The sequence below is a fragment of the Streptomyces sp. NPDC002779 genome, from assembly GCF_042888685.1.
GTDB lineage: Bacteria > Actinomycetota > Actinomycetes > Streptomycetales > Streptomycetaceae > Streptomyces.
On the sequence record NZ_JBIAQC010000004.1, the window covers coordinates 40,200 to 66,508 of the forward strand.

A 26,309-nucleotide genomic window follows, 5' to 3' on the forward strand; every position below is an offset into this window, starting at 1 on the left:
CCGAGATGCCGACCAACGAAGACAAGCTCCGCGAATACCTCAAGCGCGTCACCGCCGACTACTCCCAGGTCCGGCAGCGGCTGCGCGAACTCGAGGCCAAGGACCAGGACCCCATCGCGATCGTCGGCATGGCCTGCCGTTTCCCCGGCGGCGCCGGATCGCCCGAGGAACTGTGGCGCATGGTCTGCGACGGCGTCGACGGCATCACTCCCTTCCCCACCGACCGGGGCTGGGACGAGGACCTGTACGACCCCGACCCCGACGCCTACGGCAAGAGTTACGTCGTCGAGGGCGGCTTCCTGCACGACGCCGCCGACTTCGACCCCGAGTTCTTCGGCATCTCACCGCGCGAGGCCCTGGCCATGGACCCGCAGCAGCGGCTCCTCCTCGAAGCCTCCTGGGAAGCCATCGAACGGGCCGGCATCGTCCCCGCCGGCCTGCGCGGCACCCGCACCGGCGTCTTCGCCGGAGCCGTCGCCTCCGACTACGCCGCACGCCTCGACTCCGTCCCCGAGGAGATCGAGGGCTTCCTCGTCACCGGCAACATGACCGCCGTCGTCTCCGGCCGCGTCTCCTACGTCCTGGGGCTGGAGGGCCCCGCGGTCACCGTCGACACCGCCTGCTCCTCCTCCCTCGTCGCCACCCACCTCGGCGTCCAGGCCCTGCGCAACGGCGAGTGCGACTACGCCCTCGCCGGCGGCGTCACCGTCATGCCCACCCCGTCGGGCTTCATCGGCTTCAGCCGCCAGCGCGGCCTCGCCCGCGACGGCCGCTGCAAGGCTTTCGCGGCCGCCGCGGACGGCACCATCTGGTCCGAGGGCGTCGGCGTCCTCCTCCTGGAACGCCTCTCCGACGCCCGCCGCAACGGCCATCGCGTCCTCGCCGTCATCCGCGGCTCCGCCACCAACCAGGACGGCGCCAGCAACGGCCTCAGCGCCCCCAGCGAACTGGCCCAACGCCGCGTCATCCAACAGGCCCTGGAGAGCGCCCGCCTCACCCCGCGCGACGTGGACGCGGTCGAGGCCCACGGCACGGGCACGACGCTGGGCGACCCGATCGAGGCGCAGGCGCTGCTGGCCACCTACGGCCAGGGCCGGGACGCCGACCGGCCGCTGTGGCTGGGGTCGATCAAGTCGAACATCGGCCACTCCGGCGCCTGCGCGGGTGTGGCCGGCGTCATCAAGATGGTGATGGCCCTCCGCGAAGGCGTCCTCCCGCGCACCCTCCACGTCGACGAGCCCACCCCGCACGTCGACTGGACCTCCGGCGACGTACGGCTGCTCACCGAACCCCGCGAGTGGGTCCCCCAGGGCGACCGGGCCCGCCGCGGCGCGGTGTCGTCCTTCGGCGTCTCCGGGACGAACGCGCACGTGATCCTGGAGGAGGCGCCGGCCGAGTCGGAGCCGGGGCCGGTGGTGGCTTCGGGTCCTGAGGGGTTGTCGGGGTCGGCGGTGGTGCCGTGGCTGGTGTCGGGGCGTACGGCGGGGGCGTTGGCTGCGCAGGCGGGTCGGTTGGCGGGGGTGTCGGGTGACCCGGTGGATGTGGGGTGGAGCCTGTGGGCTTCGCGTACGGCGCTGGAGCATCGGGCGGTGGTGTGGGGGCGGGAGCGCGCCGAACTGACGGCTGGGCTGGGGGCGCTGGCGTCGGGTGCTGTCGCGGGTAATGCGGTGTCGGGTGCGGCTGTGGTGTCGGGTGCGCCGGTGTTCGTGTTTCCGGGGCAGGGGTCGCAGTGGTTGGGGATGGGGCGGGGGTTGTTGGAGTCCTCGCCGGTGTTCGCGGCGCGGATCGCCGAGTGTGAGGCGGCGCTGGGGCCGTTCGTGGACTGGTCGTTGAGCGAGGTGCTGACCGGTGACGATGCCTGGATGCAGCGGGTGGACATGGTCCAGCCGGTGTTGTGGGCGGTCATGGTGTCGCTGGCTGCGGTGTGGGAGTCGTTCGGTGTGACTCCGGCGGCTGTGATCGGTCACTCGCAGGGGGAGATCGCGGCTGCGGTGGTGGCTGGTGCGTTGAGTCTGGAGGATGCGGCTCGGGTGGTGGCGCTGCGTTCGGCTGCGATTCGGGATGAACTGGCGGGTCGTGGTGGGATGTTGTCGCTGGCGACCGGTCCGGAGCAGGCATCGGAGTGGGTGTCGTCGTATGGCGAGAGGGTCTCGATAGCGGTTTACAACGGTCCGGACGCCACGGTGGTGGCCGGTGATCCGGAAGCCCTGGAGGAGATCGCCTCGGCGGCGGAGGCCGATGGTGTTCGTGCGCGGCGGGTTCCGGTCGATTACGCCTCGCACTCCGCCCATGTAGAGGACATCAAGACCAAGCTGCTTGAGGCACTTGCCCCGGTGACACCGCGGGTCTCGCGGGTTCCGGTGATCTCCACGGTGACTGGCGATGTGTTGGACACGACGACGATGGACGCCTCGTACTGGTACGAGGGCCTGCGCCAGCCAGTGCGCTTCACCGAAGCGGTCCAAGTAGCCCTCGAACAGGGCCACTCTCGCTTCAGCGAAGTGAGCGCCCACCCCGTCCTCATCATGGGCGTGCAGTCGATTGCCGAGGCGGCGGAACAGTCGGTCACGGTCGTCGGTACCCTGCGACGGGACGAGGAGGAGAACGCCCGCTTCCTCGCGAGCGCCGCCGAACTGTGGGTGCACGGCACCGACATCGACTGGTCCGCCGTCTACGCGGGCCGTACCGTGCACCGCGTCGACCTGCCCACCTACGCCTTCCAACACCAGCGCTACTGGCTGGAGTCCGGTGGTGCAGGCACCGTTGATGTCAGCGGCGCAGGTCTGGCCGCCGCGGATCACCCGTTGCTGGGGGCCGCGGTGAGCCTCGCCGCTGACGGAGGGCTGGTCCTGACTGGCCGGCTGTCTCTTCGTACGCACCCTTGGCTTGCGGATCACGCCGTTGCGGGCAGTGTTCTCCTCCCCGGCACCGGGTTCGTCGAGCTGGCGATCAGGGCCGGGGACGAGGTGGGCTGCGGCCACCTCACCGAACTCACCCTCCAAGCCCCGCTCCTCCTCCCCGAGCAAGGCGCCGTCCACCTTCAAGTCGTCGTCAGTGCCCCCGGCGCCCAAGGCGAGCGCGGACTTACGGTCTACTCCCGGCCCGAAGGCTCCGTGCCCGACCAGGAGTGGGCCCTCCACGCCGAGGGCCTGCTCAGCCCGGCGCCGGTCAACTCGCCCGGCATCGGGCTCACCGCATGGCCGCCCCCGGGCGCCGAGGCTGTCGACATCTCCGGGTTCTACGCGGGCGTAGAGGCGGCTGGTTACGGCTATGGCCCCGCGTTCCAGGGTCTGCGCGCGGTGTGGAGGCGCGGTGGCGAGGTGTTCGCCGAGGTTGAGTTGGGTGAGTCGGAGCGGGCGGAGGCGGCGCGGTTCGGGATGCATCCGGCGTTGTTGGACGCGGCGTTGCATGCCAATGGTTACGGCGATTTCGGTGCTGGCGGGGAGGTGTTGCGGCTGCCGTTTGCCTGGACGGGTGTTTCGCTGTTCGCGGCGGGGGCTGACCGGTTGCGGGTGCGGATCAGTGCGGCGGGTGAGGATGCGCTGGCTGTGGAGGTGGCCGACGGTACGGGGCAGCCGGTTGCCGAGGTGCGCTCGCTGGTACTGCGCCCGGTCTCGGCGGCTGCGTTGGGCAGCGGCCGGGGCGCGGAGGACGACGATCTCTACCGTGTGGACTGGACGTCTCTGCCGGTTCCCGAGGAGGTCACCGGGGCCGGGGTATGGGCCGTGCTCGGTGCGGAGGATCCGTACAACGTCGGTGCTGCCGTCCAAGGCGCCGGGCTCGCCGTGGACTCCTATCTGGACATCGAGGGGCTGCGTGCGGTCCTCGACGCCGGGGTTCCGGCACCCGAGGTCGCCATGGTCTGCGTCTCGTCGACGGACAGCGGGGAAGGGCTGGCCGAGAGCACTCGCCAGGTGACGGCGGATGCGCTGGCCTTGGTGCAGGAGTGGCTGGCGGTCGATGCGTTGGCCGACACCCGGCTGGTGGTGGTGACGCGGGGCGCTGTGGCGGCGCGTGAGGGTGAGGACGTACGGGATCTGGTGGCCGCTCCGGTGTGGGGGCTGGTCCGGTCGGCGCAGTCGGAGAATCCGGGTCGGTTCCTGCTGCTTGACCTGGACCCGGCCTCGGAGTTGGGCGCCGATCTTGTCGCCGAGGGTGTGCCGGCGGCGTTGGAGGCGGGGGAGTGGCAGCTCGCGGTGCGGGGCGGGGATGTCCTGGTGCCGAGGCTGGCGCGCGCTTCTTCCGGTACTGCGCTGGTTCCGCCGGCCGGGGAGCGGGCCTGGCGGCTGGACACCGTGGCCTCCGGCACCTTGGAAGGGCTCACTCTTTTGCCGGTCCCCGAGGCGACCGCGCCGCTTGCCGCCGGACAGGTGCGCATCGCCGTCCGGGCCGCGGGCCTCAACTTCCGGGACGTCCTCATCGGTCTGGGCATGGTGCCCGGTCAGACCGTGATGGGGAGCGAGTGCGCGGGCGTGGTGGCCGAGGTCGGCGAGGGGGTCACTCATCTCGCCGTCGGCGACCGTGTCATGGGCTTCGTGACGGGCGGCCTTGGGCCGTTCGCGGTCACCGACGCCCGGGTGGTGGTGCCTGTTCCCGAGGGGTGGTCGTTCGAGCAGGCGGCGTCCGTCCCAGTGGTGTTCCTGACCGCGTACTACGGCCTGGTGGACCTTGCCGCCGTCCAGCGGGGCGACACCGTGCTGGTGCATGCGGGTGCGGGTGGGGTCGGTATGGCGGCGATCCAGCTGGCCCGGCACTTCGGAGCCGAGGTCCTCGCCACGGCCAGTCCTGGGAAGTGGGATGTGCTGCGGGGGCTGGGTCTGACGGATGACCGGATCGCCTCTTCTCGGGATCTCGAGTTCCGGGAGAAGTTCAGTGCCAAGGGTGTGGACGTCGTCCTGAACTCCCTCGCCCGGGAGTTCGTCGACGCCTCCCTCGATCTGCTGCCTCACGGTGGCCGATTCCTGGAGCTGGGCAAGACCGACATCCGGGACGCCGAAGAGGTCGCCGCCGAGCGCTCCGGTGTCACCTACCTTGCCTACAGCCCCGGTGACGGCGGCCTGGACCGCGCGAGCGAGATCCTGCGGACCGTCGTCTCCCTCTTCGAGTCGGGTGTGCTGGAGCCGTTGCCGGTGCGGGCGTGGGATGTGCGCAGGGCTCCGGAAGCCTTCCGGTTCATGAGCCAGGCCAAGCACGTCGGCAAGGTGGTGCTCACCATGCCCCCGGTCCTCGACCCGGAGGGCACGGTTCTGATCACGGGCGGTACCGGCACCCTCGGCGCGCTCCTGGCCCGTCACTTGGTGACCGAGTACGGCGTACGGAACGTGCTGCTGACCAGCCGCACCGGACCCGATGCCCCGGGCGCTCAGCAACTCGTCGCCGAACTGGCAGAGTTGGGCGCGACCGCGACCGTCGCTGCTTGTGACGCCGCCGACCGTGACCAGCTCGCCGCCCTGCTGGAGGGCCGTACGCTCACCGGTGTCGTCCACGCGGCCGGCGTCTTGGCCGATGGCGTGTTGACCTCGCTCACCCCGGAGCAGCTGGCGACGGTCTGGCGGCCGAAGGTCGAGGCCGCCGTGAACCTGCACGAGCTGACCGAGGGCTGCGACCTTGCCCTGTTCGCTCTCTACTCCTCCGCCTCCGGTGTCTTCGGTGCGCCGGGCCAGGCCAACTACGCGGCGGCGAACGTCTTCCTGGACGCGCTCGCCCAGCACCGCCGCTCCCAGGGCCTGCCCGCCACCTCCCTGGCCTGGGGCTACTGGGAGCAGGCCAGCGCCATGACCGGCCACATGGAGAACCGCGACCGCGCCCGCCTCTCCCAAGGCGGCCTGATCGCGCTCTCCTCCGAGCACGGCCTGGCCCTCTTCGACCGAGCCCACAGCTTGGACGAAGGGTTGCTCCTCGCCAGCCCGCTGGATTTTGCGGAGCTGCGCGCCCATGCGGCGAGTGGCGTGCTGCCGATGTTGCTGCGGGGCTTGGTGCGTGCGCCGACCGTGACTCGGAGGGTAGCGGCCTCGACGGGGGCGGCCGGGGATGCGAGTTCGCTCGCGGAGCGGCTGGCCGGCCTGAGCGAGCCCGAACGGGAGCGGTTCCTGCTGGACTTGGTCCGTTCGCACGTCGCGGCGGTGCTGGGCCACGCCAACCCGCAAGCCGTCGACGCCGAACGCCCCTTCAAGGACCTCGGCTTCGACTCGCTCACCGCGGTGGAACTGCGCAACCGCCTCAACACCGCCACCGGCCTCCGCCTGCCCGCGACCCTCGTCTTCGACCACCCCACCCCCACCGCCCTCACCCGGCAGATCCGTTCGGAGATATCCGGGCTGCCCGCCGCACAGGAGCCGGGCGCCGTCGCTCGCACGGCGGTCACCGGTGGCCTGGCGGACGAGCCGATCGCGATCGTCGGCATGGCCTGTCGCTTCCCCGGCGGCATCGAGTCCCCGGAGGAACTGTGGCGGCTGGTGCGCGCCGGGGAGGACGCCATCACGGCCTTCCCGCAGGACCGTGACTGGGACGACGACCTCTACGACCCCGACCCCGAGGCCCAGGGCAAGACGTATGTCCGGGGCGGTGGATTCGTGGCGGACGCGGCCGGGTTCGACGCCGCGTTCTTCGGGATCTCACCGCGCGAGGCGCTGGCGATGGACCCGCAGCAGCGGCTCCTCCTCGAAGCCTCCTGGGAGGCCGTGGAGCGCGCGGGCATCGCCCCCGGCTCCTTGCGCGGCACCCGGACCGGCGTCTTCGCCGGGGCCCTGGCCTCCGAGTACGTGGCGCGACTCAACGCCGTACCGGACGGCATCGAGGGCTTCCTCGGCACCGGCAACATGTCCAGCGTCACCTCCGGCCGCGTCGCCTACCAACTCGGCCTGGAGGGACCGGCGGTGACCGTCGACACGGCCTGTTCGTCGTCACTGGTGGCGCTGCATCTGGCCGTGCAGTCGCTGCGCCAGGACGAGTGCGACATGGCACTCGCGGGCGGTGTGACGGTGATGTGCACGCCCACGGGCTTCGTGGAACTGAGCCGTCAGCGCGGTCTCTCGCCGGACGGCCGCTGCAAGGCGTTCGCGGCGGCCGCCGACGGCTTCGGTCCGGCGGAGGGTGTCGGCGTCCTCGTGGTCGAGCGGCTCTCCGACGCCCTCGCCAAGGGGCACCGGGTCCTCGCCGTGGTGCGCGGCTCGGCGATCAACCAGGACGGCGCGTCCAACGGCCTCACGGCGCCCAACGGTCCGTCCCAGCAGCGCGTCATCCGTGCCGCACTCGGCACCGTGGGTCTCTCGCCGACCGACATCGACGTGGTGGAGGCGCACGGCACGGGCACGACGCTCGGCGACCCGATCGAGGCGCAGGCGCTGCTGGCCACCTACGGCCAGGGCCGGGACGCGGAACGGCCGCTCTGGCTGGGATCGGTGAAGTCCAACATCGGGCACACCCAGGCCGCGGCGGGCGTCGCGGGTGTGATCAAGATGGTGATGGCGATGCGGGCGGGCGTGCTGCCCCGCACCCTGCACGTGGACGAGCCGAGCCCGCACGTCGACTGGACGACGGGTGAGGTCAGGCTCCTGACCGAGGAGCGGGACTGGGCGGCGAACGGTCACCCGCGCCGGGCCGGGGTGTCGTCCTTCGGCATCTCCGGGACCAACGCGCACGTGATTCTGGAGGAGGCGCCCGCCGCCTCGGAACCGGGACCGGTGGTGGTGTCCGGCCCGGAAGGGCTGTCGGGCTCGCCGGTCGTGCCTTGGCTGCTGTCCGGGCGGAGTGCGGGGGCGTTGGCCGTGCAGGCGGGTCGGCTGGCGGGAGTCACGGGCGATCCGCTGGACGTGGGGTGGCAACTGATCTCGGGGCGTACGGCGCTGGAGCATCGGGCGGTGGTGTGGGGGCGGGAGCGTGCTGAGCTGACGGCTGGGCTGGGGGCGCTGGCGTCGGGTGCTGTCGCGGGTAATGCGGTGTCGGGTGCGGCTGTGGCGTCGGGTGCGCCGGTGTTCGTGTTTCCGGGGCAGGGGTCGCAGTGGTTGGGGATGGGGCGGGGGTTGTTGGAGTCCTCGCCGGTGTTCGCGGCGCGGATCGCCGAGTGTGAGGCGGCGCTGGGGCCGTTCGTGGACTGGTCGTTGAGCGAGGTGCTGACCGGTGACGATGACGGGTGGATGCAGCGGGTGGACATGGTCCAGCCGGTGTTGTGGGCAGTCATGGTGTCGCTGGCTGCTGTGTGGGAGTCCTTCGGTGTGACTCCGGCGGCTGTCATCGGTCACTCGCAGGGGGAGATCGCGGCTGCTGCGGTGGTCGGTGCGCTGAGCCTGGAGGACGCCGCCCGGGTGGTGGCGCTGCGTTCGGCTGCGATTCGGGATGAACTGGCGGGTCGTGGTGGCATGTTGTCGCTGGCGACGAGTGCTGAGCAGGCTTCGGCTTGGGTGTCGCCGTACGGGGATCGGGTCTCGATAGCGGTTTACAACGGTCCGGATGCCACGGTGGTGGCCGGTGATCCGGAGGCCCTGGAGGAGATCGCTTCGGTGGCGGAGGCCGCTGGTGTTCGTGCGCGGCGGGTTCCGGTCGATTACGCCTCGCACTCCGCCCATGTCGAGGACATCAAGACCAAGCTGCTTGAGGCACTTGCCCCGGTGACACCGCGGGTCTCGCGGGTTCCGGTGATCTCCACGGTGACTGGCGATGTGTTGGACACGACGACGATGGACGCCTCGTACTGGTACGAGGGCCTGCGCCAGCCAGTGCGCTTCACCGAAGCGGTCCAAGTAGCCCTCGAACAGGGCCACTCTCGCTTCAGCGAAGTGAGCGCCCACCCCGTCCTCATCATGGGCGTGCAGTCGATTGCCGAGGCGGCGGAACAGTCGGTCACGGTCGTCGGCACCCTGCGACGGGACGAGGAGGAGAACGCCCGCTTCCTCGCGAGCGCCGCCGAACTGTGGGTGCACGGCACCGACATCGACTGGTCCGCCGTCTACGCGGGCCGTACCGTGAACCGCGTCGACCTGCCCACCTACGCCTTCCAACACCAGCGCTACTGGCTGGAGTCCGGTGGTGCAGGCACCGCCGATGTCAGCGGCGCAGGTCTGGCCGCCGCGGATCACCCGTTGCTGGGGGCCGCGGTGAGCCTCGCCGCTGACGGAGGGCTGGTCCTGACCGGCCGACTGTCTCTGCGTACGCACCCCTGGCTTGCGGATCACGCCGTTGCGGGCAGTGTTCTCCTCCCTGGCACCGGGTTCGTCGAGCTGGCGATCCGCGCCGGGGACGAGGTCGGCTGCGGCCACCTCACCGAACTCACCCTGCACGCCCCCCTCCTCCTCCCCGAGCGCGGCGCCATCCACCTCCAAGTGGTCGTCGGCGTACCGGACGAGAGCGGGGACCGGGCAGTGACCGTGCACTCCCGCGCGGAGGGCGCGGAGCCGGACGCCCCGTGGACGTGGCACGCCGAGGGGGTGCTCGGAGCGAAGACGGTCGAGCCACTCGCGACCGACCTCACCGTCTGGCCCCCGCAGGGTGCGGACCCGCTCGATGTGTCCGGCTTCTACGCGGGCGCCGAGGCTGCCGGTTACGGCTATGGCCCCGCGTTCCAGGGTCTGCGTACGGCCTGGAGGCGCGGTGGCGAGGTGTTCGCCGAGGTTGAGTTGGGTGAGTCGGAGCGGGCGGAGGCGGCGCGGTTCGGGGTTCATCCGGCGTTGTTGGATGCGGCGTTGCATGCCAATGGTTACGGCGATTTCGGTGGTGGCGGGGAGGTGTTGCGGCTGCCGTTTGCCTGGACGGGTGTTTCGCTGTTCGCGGCGGGGGCTGACCGGTTACGGGTGCGGATCAGTGCGGCGGGTGAGGATGCGCTGGCTGTGGAGGTGGCCGACGGTACGGGGCAGCCGGTTGCCGAGGTGCGCTCGCTGGTACTGCGCCCGGCTACGGCGCTGGGCGATGGCCCGGGCAGGGAGGCCGACGACCTCTTCCGTATGGACTGGGCGTCCTTGCCCGTTCCCGAGGAGGTCACCGGGGCCGGGGTATGGGCCGTGCTCGGTGCGGAGGATCCGTACGGCGTCGGCGCTGCCGTCCAAGGCGCCGGAATGGCCGTGGACTCGTACCCCGATCTTGGCGGGGTGCGAGTGGTGATGGAGGCCGGTGTACCAGCGCCCGAGGTGGTGCTCGTCTGTGTTCCGCCGGTGGACGGGGCTGACGGGCTCGCCGGGGCCGCGCAGCAGGTGACGGCGGACGTCCTGGCGCTGCTGCGGGACTGGCTGGCGGACGAAGGGCTGAGCGATACGCGGCTGGTGGTGGTGACGCGGGGCGCTGTGGCGGCGCGTGAGGGTGAGGACGTACGGGATCTGGTGGCCGCTCCGGTGTGGGGGCTGGTCCGGTCGGCGCAGTCGGAGAATCCGGGTCGGTTCCTGCTGCTTGACCTGGACCCGGCCTCGGAGTTGGGCGCTGATCTTGTCGCCGAGGGTGTGTCGGCGGCGTTGGAGGCGGGGGAGTGGCAGCTCGCGGTGCGGGGCGGGGATGTCCTGGTGCCGAGGCTGGCGCGCGCTTCTTCCGGTACTGCGCTGACTCCCCCCGCTGGTGAACAGGCCTGGCGGTTGGACACCGTGGCCTCCGGCACGCTCGACGGGCTGGCGCTGGTGCCGGCTCCGGAGGCGGCCGAGCCGCTTGCCGCCGGGCAGGTCCGCATCGCCGTCCGGGCCGCCGGAATGAACTTCCGCGACGTCCTGATCAGTCTCGGGATGTACCCCGGACAGCCCATCCTGGGGAGCGAGTGCGCGGGCGTGGTGGTCGAGGTCGGGGAGGGGGTCACCCATGTCGCCCCGGGCGACCGAGTCATGGGGGTCGTCCCGCACGCGTTCGCTCCGCTGGTCGTCGCCGACGCCCGGCTCGTGGTGCCGATCCCGGAGGGGTGGTCGTTCGAGCAGGCGGCGTCCGTCCCAGTCGTCTTCCTGACGGCGTACTACGGCCTGGTGGACCTGGGTGGCCTCAAGCGGGGTGACACCGTGCTGGTGCATGCGGGTGCGGGTGGGGTCGGTATGGCGGCGATCCAGCTGGCGCGGCACTTCGGCGCGGAAGTCCTCGCTACCGCCAGTCCTGGGAAGTGGGATGTGCTGCGGGGGCTGGGTCTGACGGATGACCGGATCGCCTCCTCCCGGGACCTGGACTTCCGGATGAAGTTCAGTGCCGAGTGCGTGGACGTCGTCCTGAATTCCCTCGCCCGCGAGTTCGTCGATGCCTCCCTCGAACTCCTCGCTCCTCAGGGCCGGTTCGTCGAAATGGGCAAGACGGATCTGCGTGACCCTGAGCGGTTGTCGCAGGCCAATCCGGGCATGAAGTACGCGCCCTTCGAACTGGGCGAGGCGGGGGCGCAACGGATGGGCGAGATCCTGGCCGAGGTGATGTCCCTCTTCGAGTCGGGTGTGCTGAAGCCGTTGCCGGTGTGGGCGTGGGATGTGCGCAGGGCTCCGGAAGCCTTCCGGTTCATGAGCCAGGCCAAGCACGTCGGCAAGGTGGTGCTCACCATGCCCCCGGTCCTCGACCCGGAGGGCACGGTTCTGATCACGGGCGGTACCGGCACCCTCGGCTCGCTCCTGGCCCGTCACTTGGTGACCGAGTACGGCGTACGGAACCTGCTGCTGACCAGCCGCACCGGACCCGATGCCCCGGGCGCTCAGCAACTCGTCGCCGAACTGGCAGAGTTGGGCGCGACCGCGACCGTCGCCGCCTGTGACGCCGCCGACCGTCACCAGCTCGCCGCCCTGCTGGAGGGCCGTACGCTCACCGGTGTCGTCCACGCGGCAGGCGTCTTGGCCGATGGCGTGTTGACCTCGCTCACCCCGGAGCAGCTGGCGACGGTCTGGCGGCCGAAGGTCGAGGCCGCCGTGAACCTGCACGAGCTGACCGAGGGCTGCGACCTTGCCCTGTTCGCTCTCTACTCCTCCGCCTCCGGTGTCTTCGGTGCGCCGGGCCAGGCCAACTACGCGGCGGCGAACGTCTTCCTGGACGCGCTCGCCCAGCACCGCCGCTCCCAGGGCCTGCCCGCCACCTCCCTGGCCTGGGGCTACTGGGAGCAGGCCAGTGCCATGACCGGCCACATGGAGAGCCGCGACCGCGCCCGCCTCTCCCAAGGCGGACTCGTCCCGCTCTCCTCCGAGCACGGCCTCGCCCTCTTCGACGAGGCTCTGCGCCTCGACGAGGGGCTGCTGGTGGCCAGTGGCATCGATCTCACCGAACTCCGCTCCCTCGCCGCCCGCGGTGTGCTGCCGGGGCTGTATGGGGGATTGGTGCGTCCGCCGGCCGTGACTCGGAGGGTAGCGGCCTCGACGGGGGCGGCCGGGGATGCGAGTTCGCTCGCGGAGCGCCTGGCCCGCCTCAGTGAGACCGAACGGGAGCGCTTCCTCCTGGACCTGGTCCGCTCGCACGTTGCCGCCGTCCTCGGCCACGCCAACCCGCAAGCCGTCGACGCCGAACGCCCCTTCAAGGACCTAGGCTTCGACTCGCTCACCGCGGTGGAACTGCGCAACCGCCTCAACACCGCCACCGGCCTCCGCCTGCCCGCGACCCTCGTCTTCGACCACCCCACCCCCACCGCCCTCACCCGGCAGATCCGCTCCCAGCTCCCGCTCGCCGAGGCGGCCGACACGGCGCCGACCCTCGCGGCGGAGCTGGAGCGGCTGGAGCGGGTCATCGGTGCGGCCGACTCCGACGACGTCGTCAGCCACCGTGTCACCGACCGGCTCCGGGCGCTGCTGGCGGCCCTGGAGGGCGCGGCGACCGCCGCCGACCCGGCGGAGGACGACGACCTGGACGGCGCCACGGACGACGAACTGTTCGACCTCCTCGACAGCGAGTTGGGGACAGCGTGAACCGATCCGGCCGACTCGACGCGCCCACGGGAGACCTCCGATGAACAACGAGCAGAAACTCCGCGACTACCTCAAGCGGGCGACTGCCGACCTCCGTCAGGCCCGCCGTCGCATCAAGCAGCTGGAGGAGCAGCCCGCCGTCGCGATCGTCGGCATGGCCTGCCGCTACCCGGGTGGCATCGCCTCGCCGGAGGACCTCTGGCGGCTCGTCCTCGAAGGCGAGGACGCCATCGGACCCTTCCCCGAGGACCGCGACTGGGACCTCGACGGCCTCTACGACCCCGACCCGGACGCCGAGGGCAAGACCTACGTCAAAGGCGGCGGCTTCCTGCGATCCGTCGGTGACTTCGACGCCGAGCTGTTCGGGATCTCACCGCGTGAGGCGCTGGCGATGGACCCGCAGCAGCGGCTGCTGCTCGAAGCGTCCTGGGAGGCCGTCGAGCGGGCGCGCATCGACCCGCACAGCCTGCGCGCCACCCCGACCGGCGTGTTCACCGGCGCCCCGTCGTCCGAGTACGTGTCCCGGCTGAACAGCCTTCCCGACGGCCTCGAGGGCTACATCAGCATCGGCAACGCCGTCAGCGTGGCCTCCGGACGGGTCGCCTACACCCTCGGCCTGGAAGGCCCGGCCGTCTCCGTCGACACCGCCTGCTCCTCCTCACTGGTCGCCCTGCACCTGGCGATCCAGGCACTCCGCAACGGCGAGTGCACCCTGGCGCTCGCGGGTGGTGTCACCGTCATGCCGACGCCCGCGACCTTCGTGGAGTTCGGCCGCCAGCGCGGGCTGGCCGAGGACGGCCGCTGCAAGGCGTTCGCGGCGGCGGCCGACGGCTTCGGTCCCGCGGAGGGTGTCGGCGTCCTCGTCGTGGAACGGCTCACGGACGCCGTCCGCAACGGCCACCCCGTCCTTGCGGTGGTCCGTGGTTCGGCCGTCAACCAGGACGGCGCCTCCAACGGCCTCACCGCCCCCAACGGCCCCTCCCAGCAGCGCGTCATCCAGCAGGCCCTCGCCAACGCGGGAGTGGCCGCCGCCGACGTCGACGTGGTGGAGGCGCACGGCACGGGTACGACGCTCGGCGACCCGATCGAGGCGCAGGCGCTGCTGGCCACCTACGGATTGGACCGGGACGCGGACCGGCCGCTCTGGCTCGGTTCCGTGAAGTCCAACATCGGGCACACCCAGGCCGCGGCGGGTGTCGCGGGCGTCATCAAGATGGTGATGGCGATGCGGGCGGGCGTCCTGCCGAAGACCCTCCACGTCGACGAACCCACCCCCCACGTCGACTGGACGACGGGCGAGGTCAAGCTCCTCACCGAGTCGCGCACTTGGACCACGGCCGACGAACGGCCCCGCCGCGCCGCTATCTCCTCCTTCGGCATTTCCGGTACGAACGCCCACGTCGTCCTGGAACAGGCCCCCGCGGACGAGCACCCCGGACCCGAGCCGGTCCCGGCCGACGGTGGCCTCGCCGGTTCCCCGCTGATCCCCTGGCTGGTCTCGGCCCGTACCGCCGAGGCACTGGCCGCCCAGGCGGAGCGCCTCGCGGATGCCGTGGCCGGCACCGACCCGATCGACGTTGGATGGAGCCTGCTGACCTCCCGCGCCACGCTCAACCACCGTGCGGTGGTGTGGAGTTCGAGGACGGAGGAGCTGACCTCCGGCCTGCGCGTCCTGGCCTCGGCCGGAGTCGCGCCCAATGTCGTGACAGGTGCGGCGGACACGGGCGGCTCCGGCGTCGTGCTCGTCTTCCCGGGCCAGGGGTCGCAGTGGCTGGGGATGGGACGGGGACTCCTCGACTCCTCGCCGGTGTTCGCGGCGCGGATCGGGGAGTGCGAGGCGGCGCTCGGGCCGTTCGTCGACTGGTCGTTGACCGACGTGCTGAAGGGCGATGACGACACCTGGATGCAGCGGGTCGACATGGTCCAGCCGGTGCTGTGGGCGGTCATGGTCTCCCTGGCGGCGGTCTGGGAGTCACTGGGCATCGAACCTGCCGCCGTCATCGGCCATTCGCAGGGGGAGATCGCGGCCGCCGCGGTGGTCGGTGCGCTGAGTCTGGAGGACGCGGCCCGGGTGGTCGCCCTGCGCTCGGCTGCGATCCGAGATGAACTGGCGGGTCGCGGTGGGATGTTGTCGCTTACGACCGGCCTCGAGCAGGCGGCGGCGTGGGTGGCGCCGTATGGCGACCGGGTGTCCATAGCCGTCTACAACGGCCCCGATGCCACGGTCGTTGCGGGCGACCCCGAGGCCCTGGACGAGATCTGCGCGAGGGCGGAGGCCGCCGACGTTCGCGCCCGGCGGGTTCCGGTGGACTACGCCTCGCACTCCGCCCATGTCGAGGACATCAAGGCCAAGCTGCTGGAAGCCCTCGCCCCTGTAGTACCACGGACCTCCCGCGTCCCGGTCATCTCCACGGTCACCGGCGGGGTGCTGGACACGACGACGATGGATGCCACCTACTGGTACGAGGGCCTCCGCCGGCCGGTCCGCTTCACCGAGGCGATCACCACTGCCCTCACCACCGGCCACACCCGCCTGGTTGAGGTGAGCGCGCACCCGGTGCTCACCATGGGCGTGCAGGCCATCGCGGAAGCCGCGGAGCAGCCGGTCACCGTCGTAGGCACCCTGCGCCGGGACGAGGACGAGAACGCCCGCTTCCTCGCGAGCGCCGCCGAACTCTGGGTCCACGGGACCGACATCGACTGGTCCGCCGTCTACGCGGGCCGTACCGTGAACCGCGTCGACCTGCCCACCTACGCCTTCCAACACCAGCGCTACTGGCTGGACGCAGGTTCCGCCGAGGCCGATGTCGTCGGCGCCGGACTGGTCCCCACCGGTCACCCGCTGCTGCGAGCCGCCGCCGGGCTTGCCGCGGACGGCGGAGTCGTGCTCACCGGCCGGCTCTCCACGCGCACCCATCCCTGGCTGGCGGACCACGCCGTCGCGGGCACGGTCCTCTTCCCCGGTACCGGGTTCGTGGAGCTGGCGATCCGCGCCGGGGACGAGGTCGGCTGCGGGCATCTCGCCGAACTCACCCTCCAGGCACCGCTGGTCTTCCCCGAGCAGGGCGCGGTACAGGTGCAGGTGTTCGTGGAACTGCCCGACGGCTCCGGGCGGCGTGCCGTTTCCGTGCACTCCCGGCCCGAGGGCTCGGACGGCGCCGCGGAGGAGTGGACCTTGCACGCGGAGGGCGCCCTGCTGCCAGAACAGCCTGCCCCTGCCGAGCCGTTCGGTGAGGTGTGGCCCCCGGCGGGCGCGGAGCCGGTGGACGTCTCCGGCTTCTACACCGCTGCGGCCGAGGCCGGTTACTCGTACGGGCCCGCGTTCCAGGGCCTGCGCGCGGTGTGGCGGCGCGGTGCCGACATCTTCGCCGAAGTGGCGCTGCCCGAGGGCCAGAAGGGCGACGCCGCCCGCTTCGGCCTGCACCCGGCGCTGCTGGACGCCGCCCTGCACGCCCACGGCTGCGCTCCCGCACCGGAGGAAGCCGCAGAACCGGACGGGACGCTGCGGCTGCCCTTCGCGTGGAACGGGGTGACCCTCTTCGCCACGGGCGCCGACCGGCTGCGCGTCCGGCTCCGCGCCGAGGCCGCCGACGCCGTACGCCTCGACCTCGCCGACGGTACCGGCGCGCCGGTCGCCTCCGTCGACTCCCTGCTGGTCCGCCCGGTGACGGCGGCCGAGCTCGCGGCGGCCCGGACGCCGCCGACGCACGACATGTTCCGGGTCCGCTGGATCCCGGTGCCCTGCGATCCGGAGGCCGTGCGCCACGCCACCTGGGCCGTGGTCGGGGACGACCCCTACGGCCTGGGCGCGGCGGTGCAGGGCGCGGGGCTGGCGGCCGACGCCTACCTCGACGTGGCGGGGGTCCGTGGCGTCCTGGAGTGGGGGGTGCCCGCCCCGCACGTCACCCTGCTCGCGGTGGCCCCGGCCGCTGACCCGGCCCCCGGCGACCCGGCGAGCGCGGCCCAGGAGACGGCCGAGCGGATCCTGGCCGTCGTCCAGGAGTGGCTGGCCGAGGAGGGTCTGGCCGACTCCCGGCTGGTGTTCGTCACCCGGGGTGCCGTGCCCGCGGGCGGCGACGACACGCTGACCGACCTGACCGGCGCCCCGGTATGGGGTTTGATCCGCTCCGCGCAGTCGGAGCACCCGAACCGGTTCCTGCTGGTCGACCTGGACCCGGCCGAGCAGCCGGGCGGCCCGGACGCCGACCTGCTGCCGGCGGCTGTCACGGCCGCGCTGGACACCGGTGAGGGCCAGGTCGCGGTGCGCGGCGGGACGACCCTGGTGCCCCGGCTGGTGCGGCCCGGCGCCGAGGAGGCCCTGGTGCCGCCCGCGGACGCGGATGCCTGGCGGCTGGACGCCACGGGCAGCGGCACCCCGGACGGGCTGACCCTGGTGCCCGCCCTCGAGGCGGACGCCCCGTTGGCGTCGGGCGAGATCCGGGTCGCCGTGCGTGCCGCCGGTGTCAACTTCCGCGATGTGCTGCTGACCCTGGGCATGTATCCGGGGCGGCCGATCCTCGGCAGCGAGGCGGCCGGGGTGGTCCTGGAGGTCGGCGCCGACGTCACCGGCATCGCCCCGGGGGACCGTGTGATGGGCCTGATGACGGAGGGCTTCGGCCCGCTGGTCGTCGCCGACGCCCGGCTCGTGGTGCCGATCCCGGAGGGGTGGTCGTTCGAGCAGGCGGCGTCCGTCCCGGTCGTCTTCCTGACGGCGTACTACGGCCTGGTGGACCTGGGTGGCCTCAAGCGGGGTGACACCGTGCTGGTGCATGCGGGTGCGGGTGGGGTTGGTATGGCGGCGATCCAGCTGGCGCGGCACTTCGGCGCGGAAGTCCTCGCTACGGCCAGTCCTGGGAAGTGGGATGTGCTGCGAGGGCTGGGTCTGACGGACGACCGGATCGCCTCCTCCCGGGACCTGGACTTCCGGGAGAAGTTCAGTGCCGAGCGCGTGGACGTCGTCCTGAACTCCCTCGCCCGCGAGTTCGTCGACGCCTCACTCGAACTCCTCGCTCCTCAGGGCCGGTTCGTCGAAATGGGCAAGACGGATCTGCGTGACCCTGAGCAATTGGCGCAGGCCAATCCGGGCATGACGTACGCGCCCTTCGAGCTGAGTGACGCCGGTGCCGAGCGGATCCAGGAGACCCTGGGCGAGCTCATGCGGCTGTTCGAGTCGGGTGTGCTGGAGCCGTTGCCGGTGCGGGCGTGGGATGTGCGCAGGGCGCCGGAGGCCTTCCGTTTCATCAGCCAGGCGAAGCATGTCGGCAAGGTCGCTCTGACCATGCCGGTGCCGGTGGATCCTGACGGCACCGTCCTGATCACCGGCGGGACCGGCACCCTCGGCTCGCTCCTGGCCCGGCACCTCGTGACCGAGCACGGCGTACGGAACCTGCTGCTGACCAGCCGCAGCGGACCGGAGGCACCGGGGGCGCAGGAACTCATCGCTGAGATGGAGGAGTTGGGGGCATCGGTCCAAGTGGCCGCATGCGACGCCGCCGACCGTGATCAGCTCGCCGCCCTGCTGAACGGCCGTACGCTGACCGGTGTCGTCCACGCAGCAGGGGTCCTGGCCGACGGTCTGGTCACCGCCCTCACCCCGGAGCAACTGGCCACGGTCTGGCGGCCCAAGGCACAAGCCGCCCTGCACCTGCACGAACTCACCCAGGACTCCGACCTCGCCTTCTTCGCGCTGTACTCCTCCGCTTCCGGTGTCTTCGGCGGTGCCGGGCAGGCCAACTACGCCGCCGCCAACACCTTCCTCGACGCCCTCGCCCATCACCGCCGCGCCCAAGGGCTGCCCGCCACCTCCCTCGCCTGGGGCTTCTGGGCCGAGACCAGCGCCCTGACCAGCAGCCTCGGAGAGACCGAACAGGCCCGGATGACCCAGGCCGGGATGCTGCCGCTCACCACCGAGCGCGGGCTCGCCGTCTTCGACGCGGCGACCGGCTCGGACGGCGCTGTGGCCGTGGCCGCCGCGCTCGACACGGGCGGGCTGCGCGATCGGTCCCCCCAGCACGTGCCGCCGTTCCTGCGGGAGTTGGTCACCGTGACCCGGCGGCGGCGCGGCACCGCGGCCAACGAGGTCGTCGAGTCGGCCTCCGGGTTGGCCAGGCGGCTCGCCGGACTGGACCCGGCCGGCCGGGACGAGGCGCTGCGCGAGCTGGTGCGGAGCCATGTGGCCGTGGTCCTCGGCCACTCGGATGCCGCCGCCCTCGACATGGCACGGGAGTTCGTCGCCCTGGGCTTCGACTCGCTCACCGCCGTCGAGCTGCGCAACCGGCTCGGCACCGCCACCGGTCTGGCACTCCCGGCGACGCTGATCTTCGACCACCGGACGCCGGAGGCGCTGGCCCGGTACCTCTCCGGTGAGTTGGCGGGCAGCGGCGAGGCGGCGGATGGCGGACCCGTCACCGTCGTCACCGCGGAGTCCCGGCCCGCGGATCCCGACTCGCTCAGCGGGATCTTCCTGCGTGCCTGCCGCGAGGGCCGGTTCGCGGAGATCAGCACGGTGCTGCGGACGGCGGCCGACTTCCGTGAGAACTTCAGCGGCCCGGCGGAGCTGGCCAAGCTGCCGCAGCTCACCCCGCTGGCCCGGGGCGCCCGGACGCCCCAGCTGATCTGCTTCCCGACCTTCGCCTGGAAGCCGAGCGTCTACCAGTACCTCCCCTTCGCCTCCGCGCTCAGCGGCACCCGAACCGTCTCCGCCCTCTCTCTTCCGGGGTTCATGACCGGCGAGTCGATCCCGGCCGACCTGGACGCACTGGTGCGGACACTGGCCGAGGCGATCCGGCAGAACGCCGGGGACGAGCCGTACGCCCTGCTCGGCTACTCCAGCGGCGGCCTGATCGCCAGTGCGGTTTCCCGGCATCTGGAGGAGGCGGGTTCCGGTCCGGCCGGACTGGTGATGGTGGACACCCACTGGTGGGACACAGCGGGCGGTTTCGACCTCGATCCGTGGGCGAACAGCGTCCTCAGCGGGCTGCTGGACCGGGTCGGGGAGAGCGAGCACCAGGGGGAGAACTGGGGCGACGCCTGGGTCACCGCTCGCGCCCGCTACCTGTATCTGGACTTCCACCAGGCCGAGTTGGCGGCCCCCACGCTGCTGGTGCGGGCGGCCGACTCGCTCGGTCCGGAGGGCTCACGGCGGCGCGCCGACTGGGGCTACGGGCACACCGCCGTCGAGGTGCCGGGCGACCACTTCACCTTGATGGAGGGGGAGTTCGCCGCCGGAACCGCCGGGGCCGTGGACAGCTGGCTGCGGGCGCTGCCTGTGAACGACTGACCGACGACCCGTTTTCCTCGTCCTTCACCACCCCATCGACCACCACCCCCATCAACACGCACAGGAGAGGAGGCGCGGTGTTCGAACTCGCGGGACGGACCGCCTTCATCACCGGCGGCGCCCAGGGCATCGGACTGGGCCTGGCCCGGGCGCTCGCCAAGGAGGGCGTACGGCTCGCCCTCGCCGACATCGACACGGACGCGCTCGCCGCGGCCGACGTCGAGCTGTCGGCGCTGACCGGGGTGGCCACCTTCACCCTGGACGTCACCGACCGCGCCGCCTATAGCCGAGTGGCCGACGAGGCCGAGGAGCGCCTCGGTCCGGTGACGCTGCTCTGCAACAACGCGGGTGTCGGCGGCAGTTACCCGGTCAACGCGATGAGCTACGAACTGTGGGACCTGTTCCTCGGCGTCAACGTCGGCGGGGTGGTGAACGGTCTGCAGACCTTCCTGCCCCGCATGATCGCCCGCGGGGAGCCGGCGCACATCGTCAACACCGCCTCCACCGCGGGGCTGGCGCCCCAGGGCGGGCAGGCGGGCTACATGTACGAGGGGACCAAGGCCGGGGTGATCGGTCTGTCCGAGGGGCTTTCCCGGCAGTTGGCGCACGAGGGGCATCCCATCGGGGTGACGGTGTTCTGTCCGGGCCTGGTGGCCACCAACATGGTCGCCACCGGCCGGGCCGCGCGCCGCCGGCTCGGCGGTGACCTCGGGCTCACCGCCGAGCAGGAGGAGGACCGGGAGCGGCTCCTCACCGAGCAGGACTTCTATCTGCGCCAGCTCGGGCACTCCCCGGGCGCCGTGGGGGAGATGCTGGTGGAGGGGCTGCGGTCCGGAAAGCTGTACGTGATCACCGATCGAGGGGTGGCGGAGCCGCTGGCCGCCCGCTCGAAGGCCCTGTTCACGGCGCTGCCGCCGGAGACGGAGCACGACCGGCGGATCGCCCGCCATGTCGCGGCTCAGCTGCGGGAGGCCGCCCGCTCGGGCAGCAAGACCCACTGAGTCGCCCGTGAGGACGTGAGGAGGGGCCACCGCGCGAGGCGGACCTGCCTGCGGGGTGGCCCCTTTGCCGTTGCGGCCCCGGGGGAGGTCGGCCGCAGCGGCTGGGATGTCCGGGGCCGGACGCCCGGCGGTGTCCGGGGGTCAGGCGACGTCGCGCCGCCGGAAGCCGCTCAGCCCCGCCGCGATCAGCGCGGCGGCCAGCAGCACCAGCAACAGCAGCGGGGTCGCCCGGAAGTCCGCCGACGGCAGATCGGGAACATGGGTGAACGGGGACAGGTTCATGACCATCTGGTCGAGCTTGAGCACCTCACCGAACTGGCCGATGACCAGGACGACGGCCAGCACCGCCCACGCGACGGCCGTGTAGCGGGGCAGCAGCCCGAAGAGCAGCGCGCACAGACCGATCAGCGTCCATACGGCGGGCACCTGCGCTAGGGCGGCGCCCAGTACCCGGGGCACCTCACCGGCCACGTCACCGCTGTTGATGCCGTGTGCCAGGCCGGCCGAGAGTCCCGCCGAGGTGAGCATGACGACCGAGCCGAGCGCGGCGACGGTGAGATGACTGCCCGCCCAGCTCAGCCGGTTGACGGCCGTGCTCAGCACCGGGTCGATCCGGTGGGCGGACTCCTCGCCGGACAGCCGCAGCGCCGACTGGACGGCGTAGGCGCCGACGACGACGGCGATGAGCGAGGTGATGGTGGCCAGGAAGACGTCCACGATGCTGCCGCTGCCGCCGAGGTCGCGCAGCAGCTCGTCGATGTTCGGGTTGTCCTCGGCGACGTCGACCATGCCGTCCGCGACCCCGCCGAACGCGGCGCCGACGACCACGAAGGCGAGCGTCCAGCCCAGCATGGAACCGCGCTGGAGCCGCCAGGCGAGGGCGAAGGGGGAGCGCAGCGCGGGGGTCGCCTCGTTGGGCCCGAGCGAGGGCGGCAGCACACCGGCGCCGACGTCCCGCCGGCCGATGAGCACGCCGACCGCGGCGACGAGCACGGCCGCGGCGGCGACGAACAGCAGGGCCACCGCCCAGTTCTCGTCGGTGTACGGGCGGATCATCTGGGCCCAGCCGATGGGGGAGAGCCAGGTCAGCCACGACAGTCCGCCGTCGGAGGCGCTGGCCGCGTCACCCGTGGCGCGCAGCAGGTAGGCGAGGCCGAGGACGGTGGCCGCGATGCCGTTGGCGGAGCGCGCGTGGTCGGTGAGCTGGGCGGCGATCCCCGCCACGAGCGCGAAGAAGATGCCGACCCCGGCGCAGCCGAACGCGAAGGCCCAGGAGCCCGTCGCGGGCAGATCGGTGTTCTGCAGGCCGAGTCCGAGGAGCAGCGCGATGACCAGGTTCATCCCGGTGACCAGCAGCAGCGAGCTGGCGAGCCAGGCCTTGCGGCCGAGGACCGCCGAACCGGCCAGTTCCGCGCGGCCGCTCTCCTCCTCGGCGCGGGTGTGCCGCACCACCATGAAGATGCTCATCAGGCCGATGATCGTGGCCATGAAGGCGACCAGCTGGTAGGCGTTGACCCCGCCGGTCGTGGTCAGGTCGAAGGCGCGGCCGCCGAGGGCGAGCATCGCCGGGTTGGTCTCGACCGTCTCGGCCAGCTTCTCCCGCTCCTCGGCCGTGCCGTACAGGTCGTTGTTGCTCTGGGCGGATGCCGTGGTGAACAGCACGATGCCCAGGATCCAGGCGGTGGCGCGGACCCGGTCGAGCCGGAGGGCGAGCCGCAGCAGCGTCCCGGTGCCTGCGTAGTCCCTCACCGCGCGGCCTCCGCCCGGTCGTCGGCGCCTTCGGCGCCTTCCTTGTCCTGCGCGGCGGTGTAGTGGCGCATGAACAGGTCCTCGAGCGTGGGCGGCCGGCTGACGAGACCCCGCAGGCCCAGGGTCGTCAGATGCTGTACGGCGGTGTTGAGGTCGCCGGCGTCCACGTCGAAGGTGACGGTGTGGCCGTCCTCGCTGCCGATCCGCACGTCGTGCACGCCCGGGAGGCGGGAGAGGTCGCGGACGGGCTCGGTCAGTTCGGCGCGGATCGAGGTGCGGGTGAGGTGGCGCAGCTCGGTGAGGGTGCCGGACTCCACCGTACGGCCGCCGCGGATGATGCTGACCCGGTCGCACAGCCGCTCGACCTCGGACAGGATGTGGCTGGACAGCAGCACGGTCCGGCCCCGGCCGCGCTCCTCGTCGATGCAGTCCTGGAAGACGGATTCCATCAACGGGTCCAGGCCCGAGGTGGGTTCGTCGAAGATGAGCAGTTCGACGTCGGAGGCGAGGGCGGCCACCAGGGCGACCTTCTGCCGGTTGCCCTTGGAGTAGGCGCGGCCCTTCTTCTTCGGGTCCAGCTCGAACCGCTTGATCAGGTCGTCCCGGCGCTTCTTGCTCGCGCCGCCGCGCAGCCGCCCCAGCAGGTCGATGACCTCACCGCCGGAGAGGGTGGGCCAGAGCGTCACGTCACCGGGGACATAGGCGAGCCGCTTGTGCAGCTCCACGGCGTCCGCCCACGGATCTCCGCCGAGTAAGGACAGCCGGCCGCTGTCGGACCGCATGAGCCCCAGCAGGATGCGGATGGTCGTCGTCTTGCCGGAGCCGTTCGGGCCGAGGAATCCGTGCACCTCCCCGGCCTCCACGCTGAGGTCCAGCCCGTCGAGAGCCCGGACGGGGCCGAACGTCTTGACCAGTGAGGAGATTGAGATGGGTGGCGTCATGATTTTAAGAGTACTTGAACATTCGGAAATTTGCGAGAACTGGAAGAAGCTCGAATGGCCGGTTAAGGTGGCTGCAGGAGGTGCAGAACACGTGTCCACAGGCAGAGCAGAGTCAGCGGGCGATGCGTCCACGGGACCGGAGGGGTCGGCCGGAGGCGAGAGCAGGGCCGTGGAGCGGCTCGCGAGCCGGTTCGCCGAGACGGGCCTGCCCCGTATGTCCGCACGCGTCTTCGCCGCTGTGCTGGTGTCCCCGAGCGGCGCGCTCACGGCGGCCGAGATCGGCCAGTTTCTTTCCATCAGCTCCGGCACCGTCTCCACGGCCCTGCAGAGCCTCGTCCGGATCGGCCTGATCAACCGGGAGAACCAGCCCGGCTCCCGCCGGGACCTCTACCGAGTGCGGGAGGACCCCTGGCCCGACGTCTTCGCCATCCGCAGCCTGTGGCTGAGGGAGTTCGCGAAGGGGGCCATGGAGGACATGGAACTGCTCGACGAGGCCAACACCGGTGGCCGCGCGCGCCTGATGGACATGCGGGACTTCGGGCTCTTCGTCATGCCCAAGCTGGAACAGATCGTCGCCGACTGGCGCGAGCACCGGGCCTCCGGTGCCGCCGACGTCCCGCCCGACGACGCCGGAGGCGCCCCCGCCTGACCGGCCCGTTCGGGGGAGGGGGCGACTCGCAGGGTGGGTCCGCGTGCGAATTCCCGCCACGCGATGTCCTGCCCGGCGTCGAGCGCGTCCAGCGCCTCCTGCCACTCCCGCAGGTCCCGGGGGGAGACCCACAGGTCGAGACCGCCCTTCACGAAAGGCGTCTCGACGACGAGGTCACCGGTCAGGACGCCGTCCGGGGCGCCCCCCCCGCGGAGTCCGTGCCGGTGATCCTCAGGACGACGCTGTTCCCGCCGCCCTCCAGCCGTACCAGGTCCACCGGCCCGTCCGTCATGGATGCTCCCCCGTTCGCTCAACTGGCCGAAGAGCAGCCCGCGTCAGGAGGCGAAAGGTGTCAGGGGACCGGAGGCATGTCGCTCGGGCGGGAGTCCAGGCCCGTGCGGTGCTTGACCCAGGAACCGCGGGTGAAGTCGGGGACCGCCACCGGACGGCCGCCCGCCGCGAGGGACTTGACGCTCAGCGGGATCGGGGAGCACCAGACCGCGCCGTCGTAGACGTCCATGTCGGGGACCAGCCCGGCGCGCATCAGCTGAATGGTGCGCCACTGCAGGACGTAGTCCATGCCGCCGTGGCCGCCGTTGTTGGCCGCGTCGTCGCCGATCTTCAGCCACAGCCAGTGGTCGAACTCCTTGCGGTAGGCGTCGAACGCCCGCCAGGTGTGGCCGCTGTGGTCGGGTTCGAGATAGATCCGGCCGCCGCCCGCGGACGTCACGCCCGCGTAGTCCTCGAAGATGCCCCGGCTGCCGGCGAGCGAGTTGATACGGCTGTACGGCCGCGGTGAGCTCACCTCGTGCTCGGCGCGGATCACCCGGCCCTCGGCGGTGTCGATCAGGCAGGTGACGAGGTCACCGTTGATGTACGTCTCCTTCCAGCTCGGGTGGGATTTGGGGATGAAGCGCTCGCGGTAGTCGGCCAGCCCCCGGGGCTCGGTCGCGGTGGCCCGCAGCGTCGTCATGCGGTCGCCGCGGTTGATGTCCATCGCCGCCGCGATCGGGGCCAGGCCGTGCATGGCGTAGAAGGACGCGGTGCTGCGGGTGTGCCACAGCCGCCGCCAGGAGTCGGTGTAGTAGGTGTCCGAGAACAGCAGGGCCCGCAGGTCGTGCAGATAGCCGCCGTGACCGTTGGTCACCTCGCCGAACAGGCCGTCGTGGGCCATCTTCAGCATCGCCAGCTCGTTGCGGCCGTAGGAGCAGTTCTCGGAGAGGATCAGATGGCGGCGGGTGCGCTCGCTGGTGTCCACGAGGTCCCACAGTTCGTCCAGCTCGGTGGCGATGGGCAGTTCGACCAGCGCGTGCTTGCCGGCGAGCAGGGCGGCGCGGCCCTGCTCGTGGTGGAACTCCCAGGGCGTCGCGATGTACACGAGGTCGATGTCGTCGCGGCGCAGCATGCGCGCGTAGGCGTCGGCCGAGCCGCCGTACTCGGCGGGGCGGGGGCGGCCCTCGGCGACGAGCCGGTCGGCGGTGCGTCTGGCGCGGTCGGCGCGGATGTCGCACACGGCCGTCACCGTGCAGCCCGGGACCGCGGCCCAGCCCGAGGACATCCCGTGGCCCCGGTTCCCGAGACCGATCAGACCGACGCGGACGGTCGGGTACGCGCCGAACGGCACGTCGATCATCGATTTCTGCCCCGGGCGCCGCGACGGGGTCACGTCGGCGGTCGGGGCCGTGGGGGCGGCGGAGGCCTGGGTGCCGAGTCCGGCGACGACGGCTCCGGAGGCCAGGGCCCCGCCCATGAGGGTACGGCGTGAGACAGCAGGGATTTCAGGCATGGCGCGGATCGCTCCCTTATGCGTGGCGGCCGGCTGCTCTTGCTGCCGCATGACTTTGTCCACGCGAGCGTCCTGTGTCA

7 protein-coding genes and 1 pseudogene are annotated in these 26,309 nt (G+C 71.8%); 4 read left to right on the top strand and 4 right to left on the bottom strand.

Annotated elements, in window-relative coordinates:
* The first annotated feature begins 5 nt into the window (after positions 1-5).
* The 3 genes from ACFYW5_RS13015 (at position 6) to ACFYW5_RS13025 (ending at position 21,104) form a co-directional block, all read left to right on the top strand.
* Positions 6-12,824 (top strand): SDR family NAD(P)-dependent oxidoreductase, encoded by a 12,819-nt coding sequence (locus ACFYW5_RS13015; protein WP_389417020.1) that lies wholly within the window; start codon positions 6-8, stop codon positions 12,822-12,824.
* Between the two features lie 40 nt (positions 12,825-12,864).
* Complete coding sequence (locus ACFYW5_RS13020; protein ID WP_389417021.1) at positions 12,865-20,103, top strand: beta-ketoacyl synthase N-terminal-like domain-containing protein; 7,239 nt, start codon at positions 12,865-12,867, stop codon at positions 20,101-20,103.
* Positions 20,104-20,180: 77 nt separating this feature from the next.
* On the top strand, positions 20,181-21,104 hold the full coding sequence (locus tag ACFYW5_RS13025; RefSeq protein ID WP_389417022.1) for an SDR family NAD(P)-dependent oxidoreductase: 924 nt from the start codon (positions 20,181-20,183) through the stop codon (positions 21,102-21,104).
* A 141-nt stretch (positions 21,105-21,245) separates the two neighbouring features.
* Here the strand turns inward: ACFYW5_RS13025 and ACFYW5_RS13030 are convergent, their stop codons facing one another.
* Both ACFYW5_RS13030 and ACFYW5_RS13035 read right to left on the bottom strand, forming a co-directional pair.
* Complete coding sequence (locus ACFYW5_RS13030; protein WP_389417023.1) at positions 21,246-22,853, bottom strand: ABC transporter permease; 1,608 nt, start codon at positions 22,851-22,853, stop codon at positions 21,246-21,248.
* Positions 22,850-23,794, bottom strand: a complete 945-nt coding sequence (locus ACFYW5_RS13035) for an ATP-binding cassette domain-containing protein (RefSeq protein WP_389417024.1) — start codon at positions 23,792-23,794, stop codon at positions 22,850-22,852. The genes ACFYW5_RS13030 and ACFYW5_RS13035 overlap by 4 nt, the downstream gene beginning before the upstream one ends.
* Before the next feature lie 91 nt (positions 23,795-23,885).
* On the opposite strand from ACFYW5_RS13035, the gene ACFYW5_RS13040 reads away from it, so the two are divergent.
* Complete coding sequence (locus tag ACFYW5_RS13040) at positions 23,886-24,443, top strand: GbsR/MarR family transcriptional regulator (RefSeq protein WP_389417025.1); 558 nt, start codon at positions 23,886-23,888, stop codon at positions 24,441-24,443.
* Between the two features lie 68 nt (positions 24,444-24,511).
* Here ACFYW5_RS13040 and ACFYW5_RS13045 read toward each other — a convergent pair.
* Together ACFYW5_RS13045 and ACFYW5_RS13050 are read right to left on the bottom strand one after the other, a co-directional pair.
* Positions 24,512-24,595: pseudogene (locus tag ACFYW5_RS13045) on the bottom strand (DUF5959 family protein); the annotation flags it as partial.
* Between the two features lie 200 nt (positions 24,596-24,795).
* On the bottom strand, positions 24,796-26,229 hold the full coding sequence (locus tag ACFYW5_RS13050; protein WP_389417026.1) for a Gfo/Idh/MocA family protein: 1,434 nt from the start codon (positions 26,227-26,229) through the stop codon (positions 24,796-24,798).
* Positions 26,230-26,309: the final 80 nt, after the last annotated feature.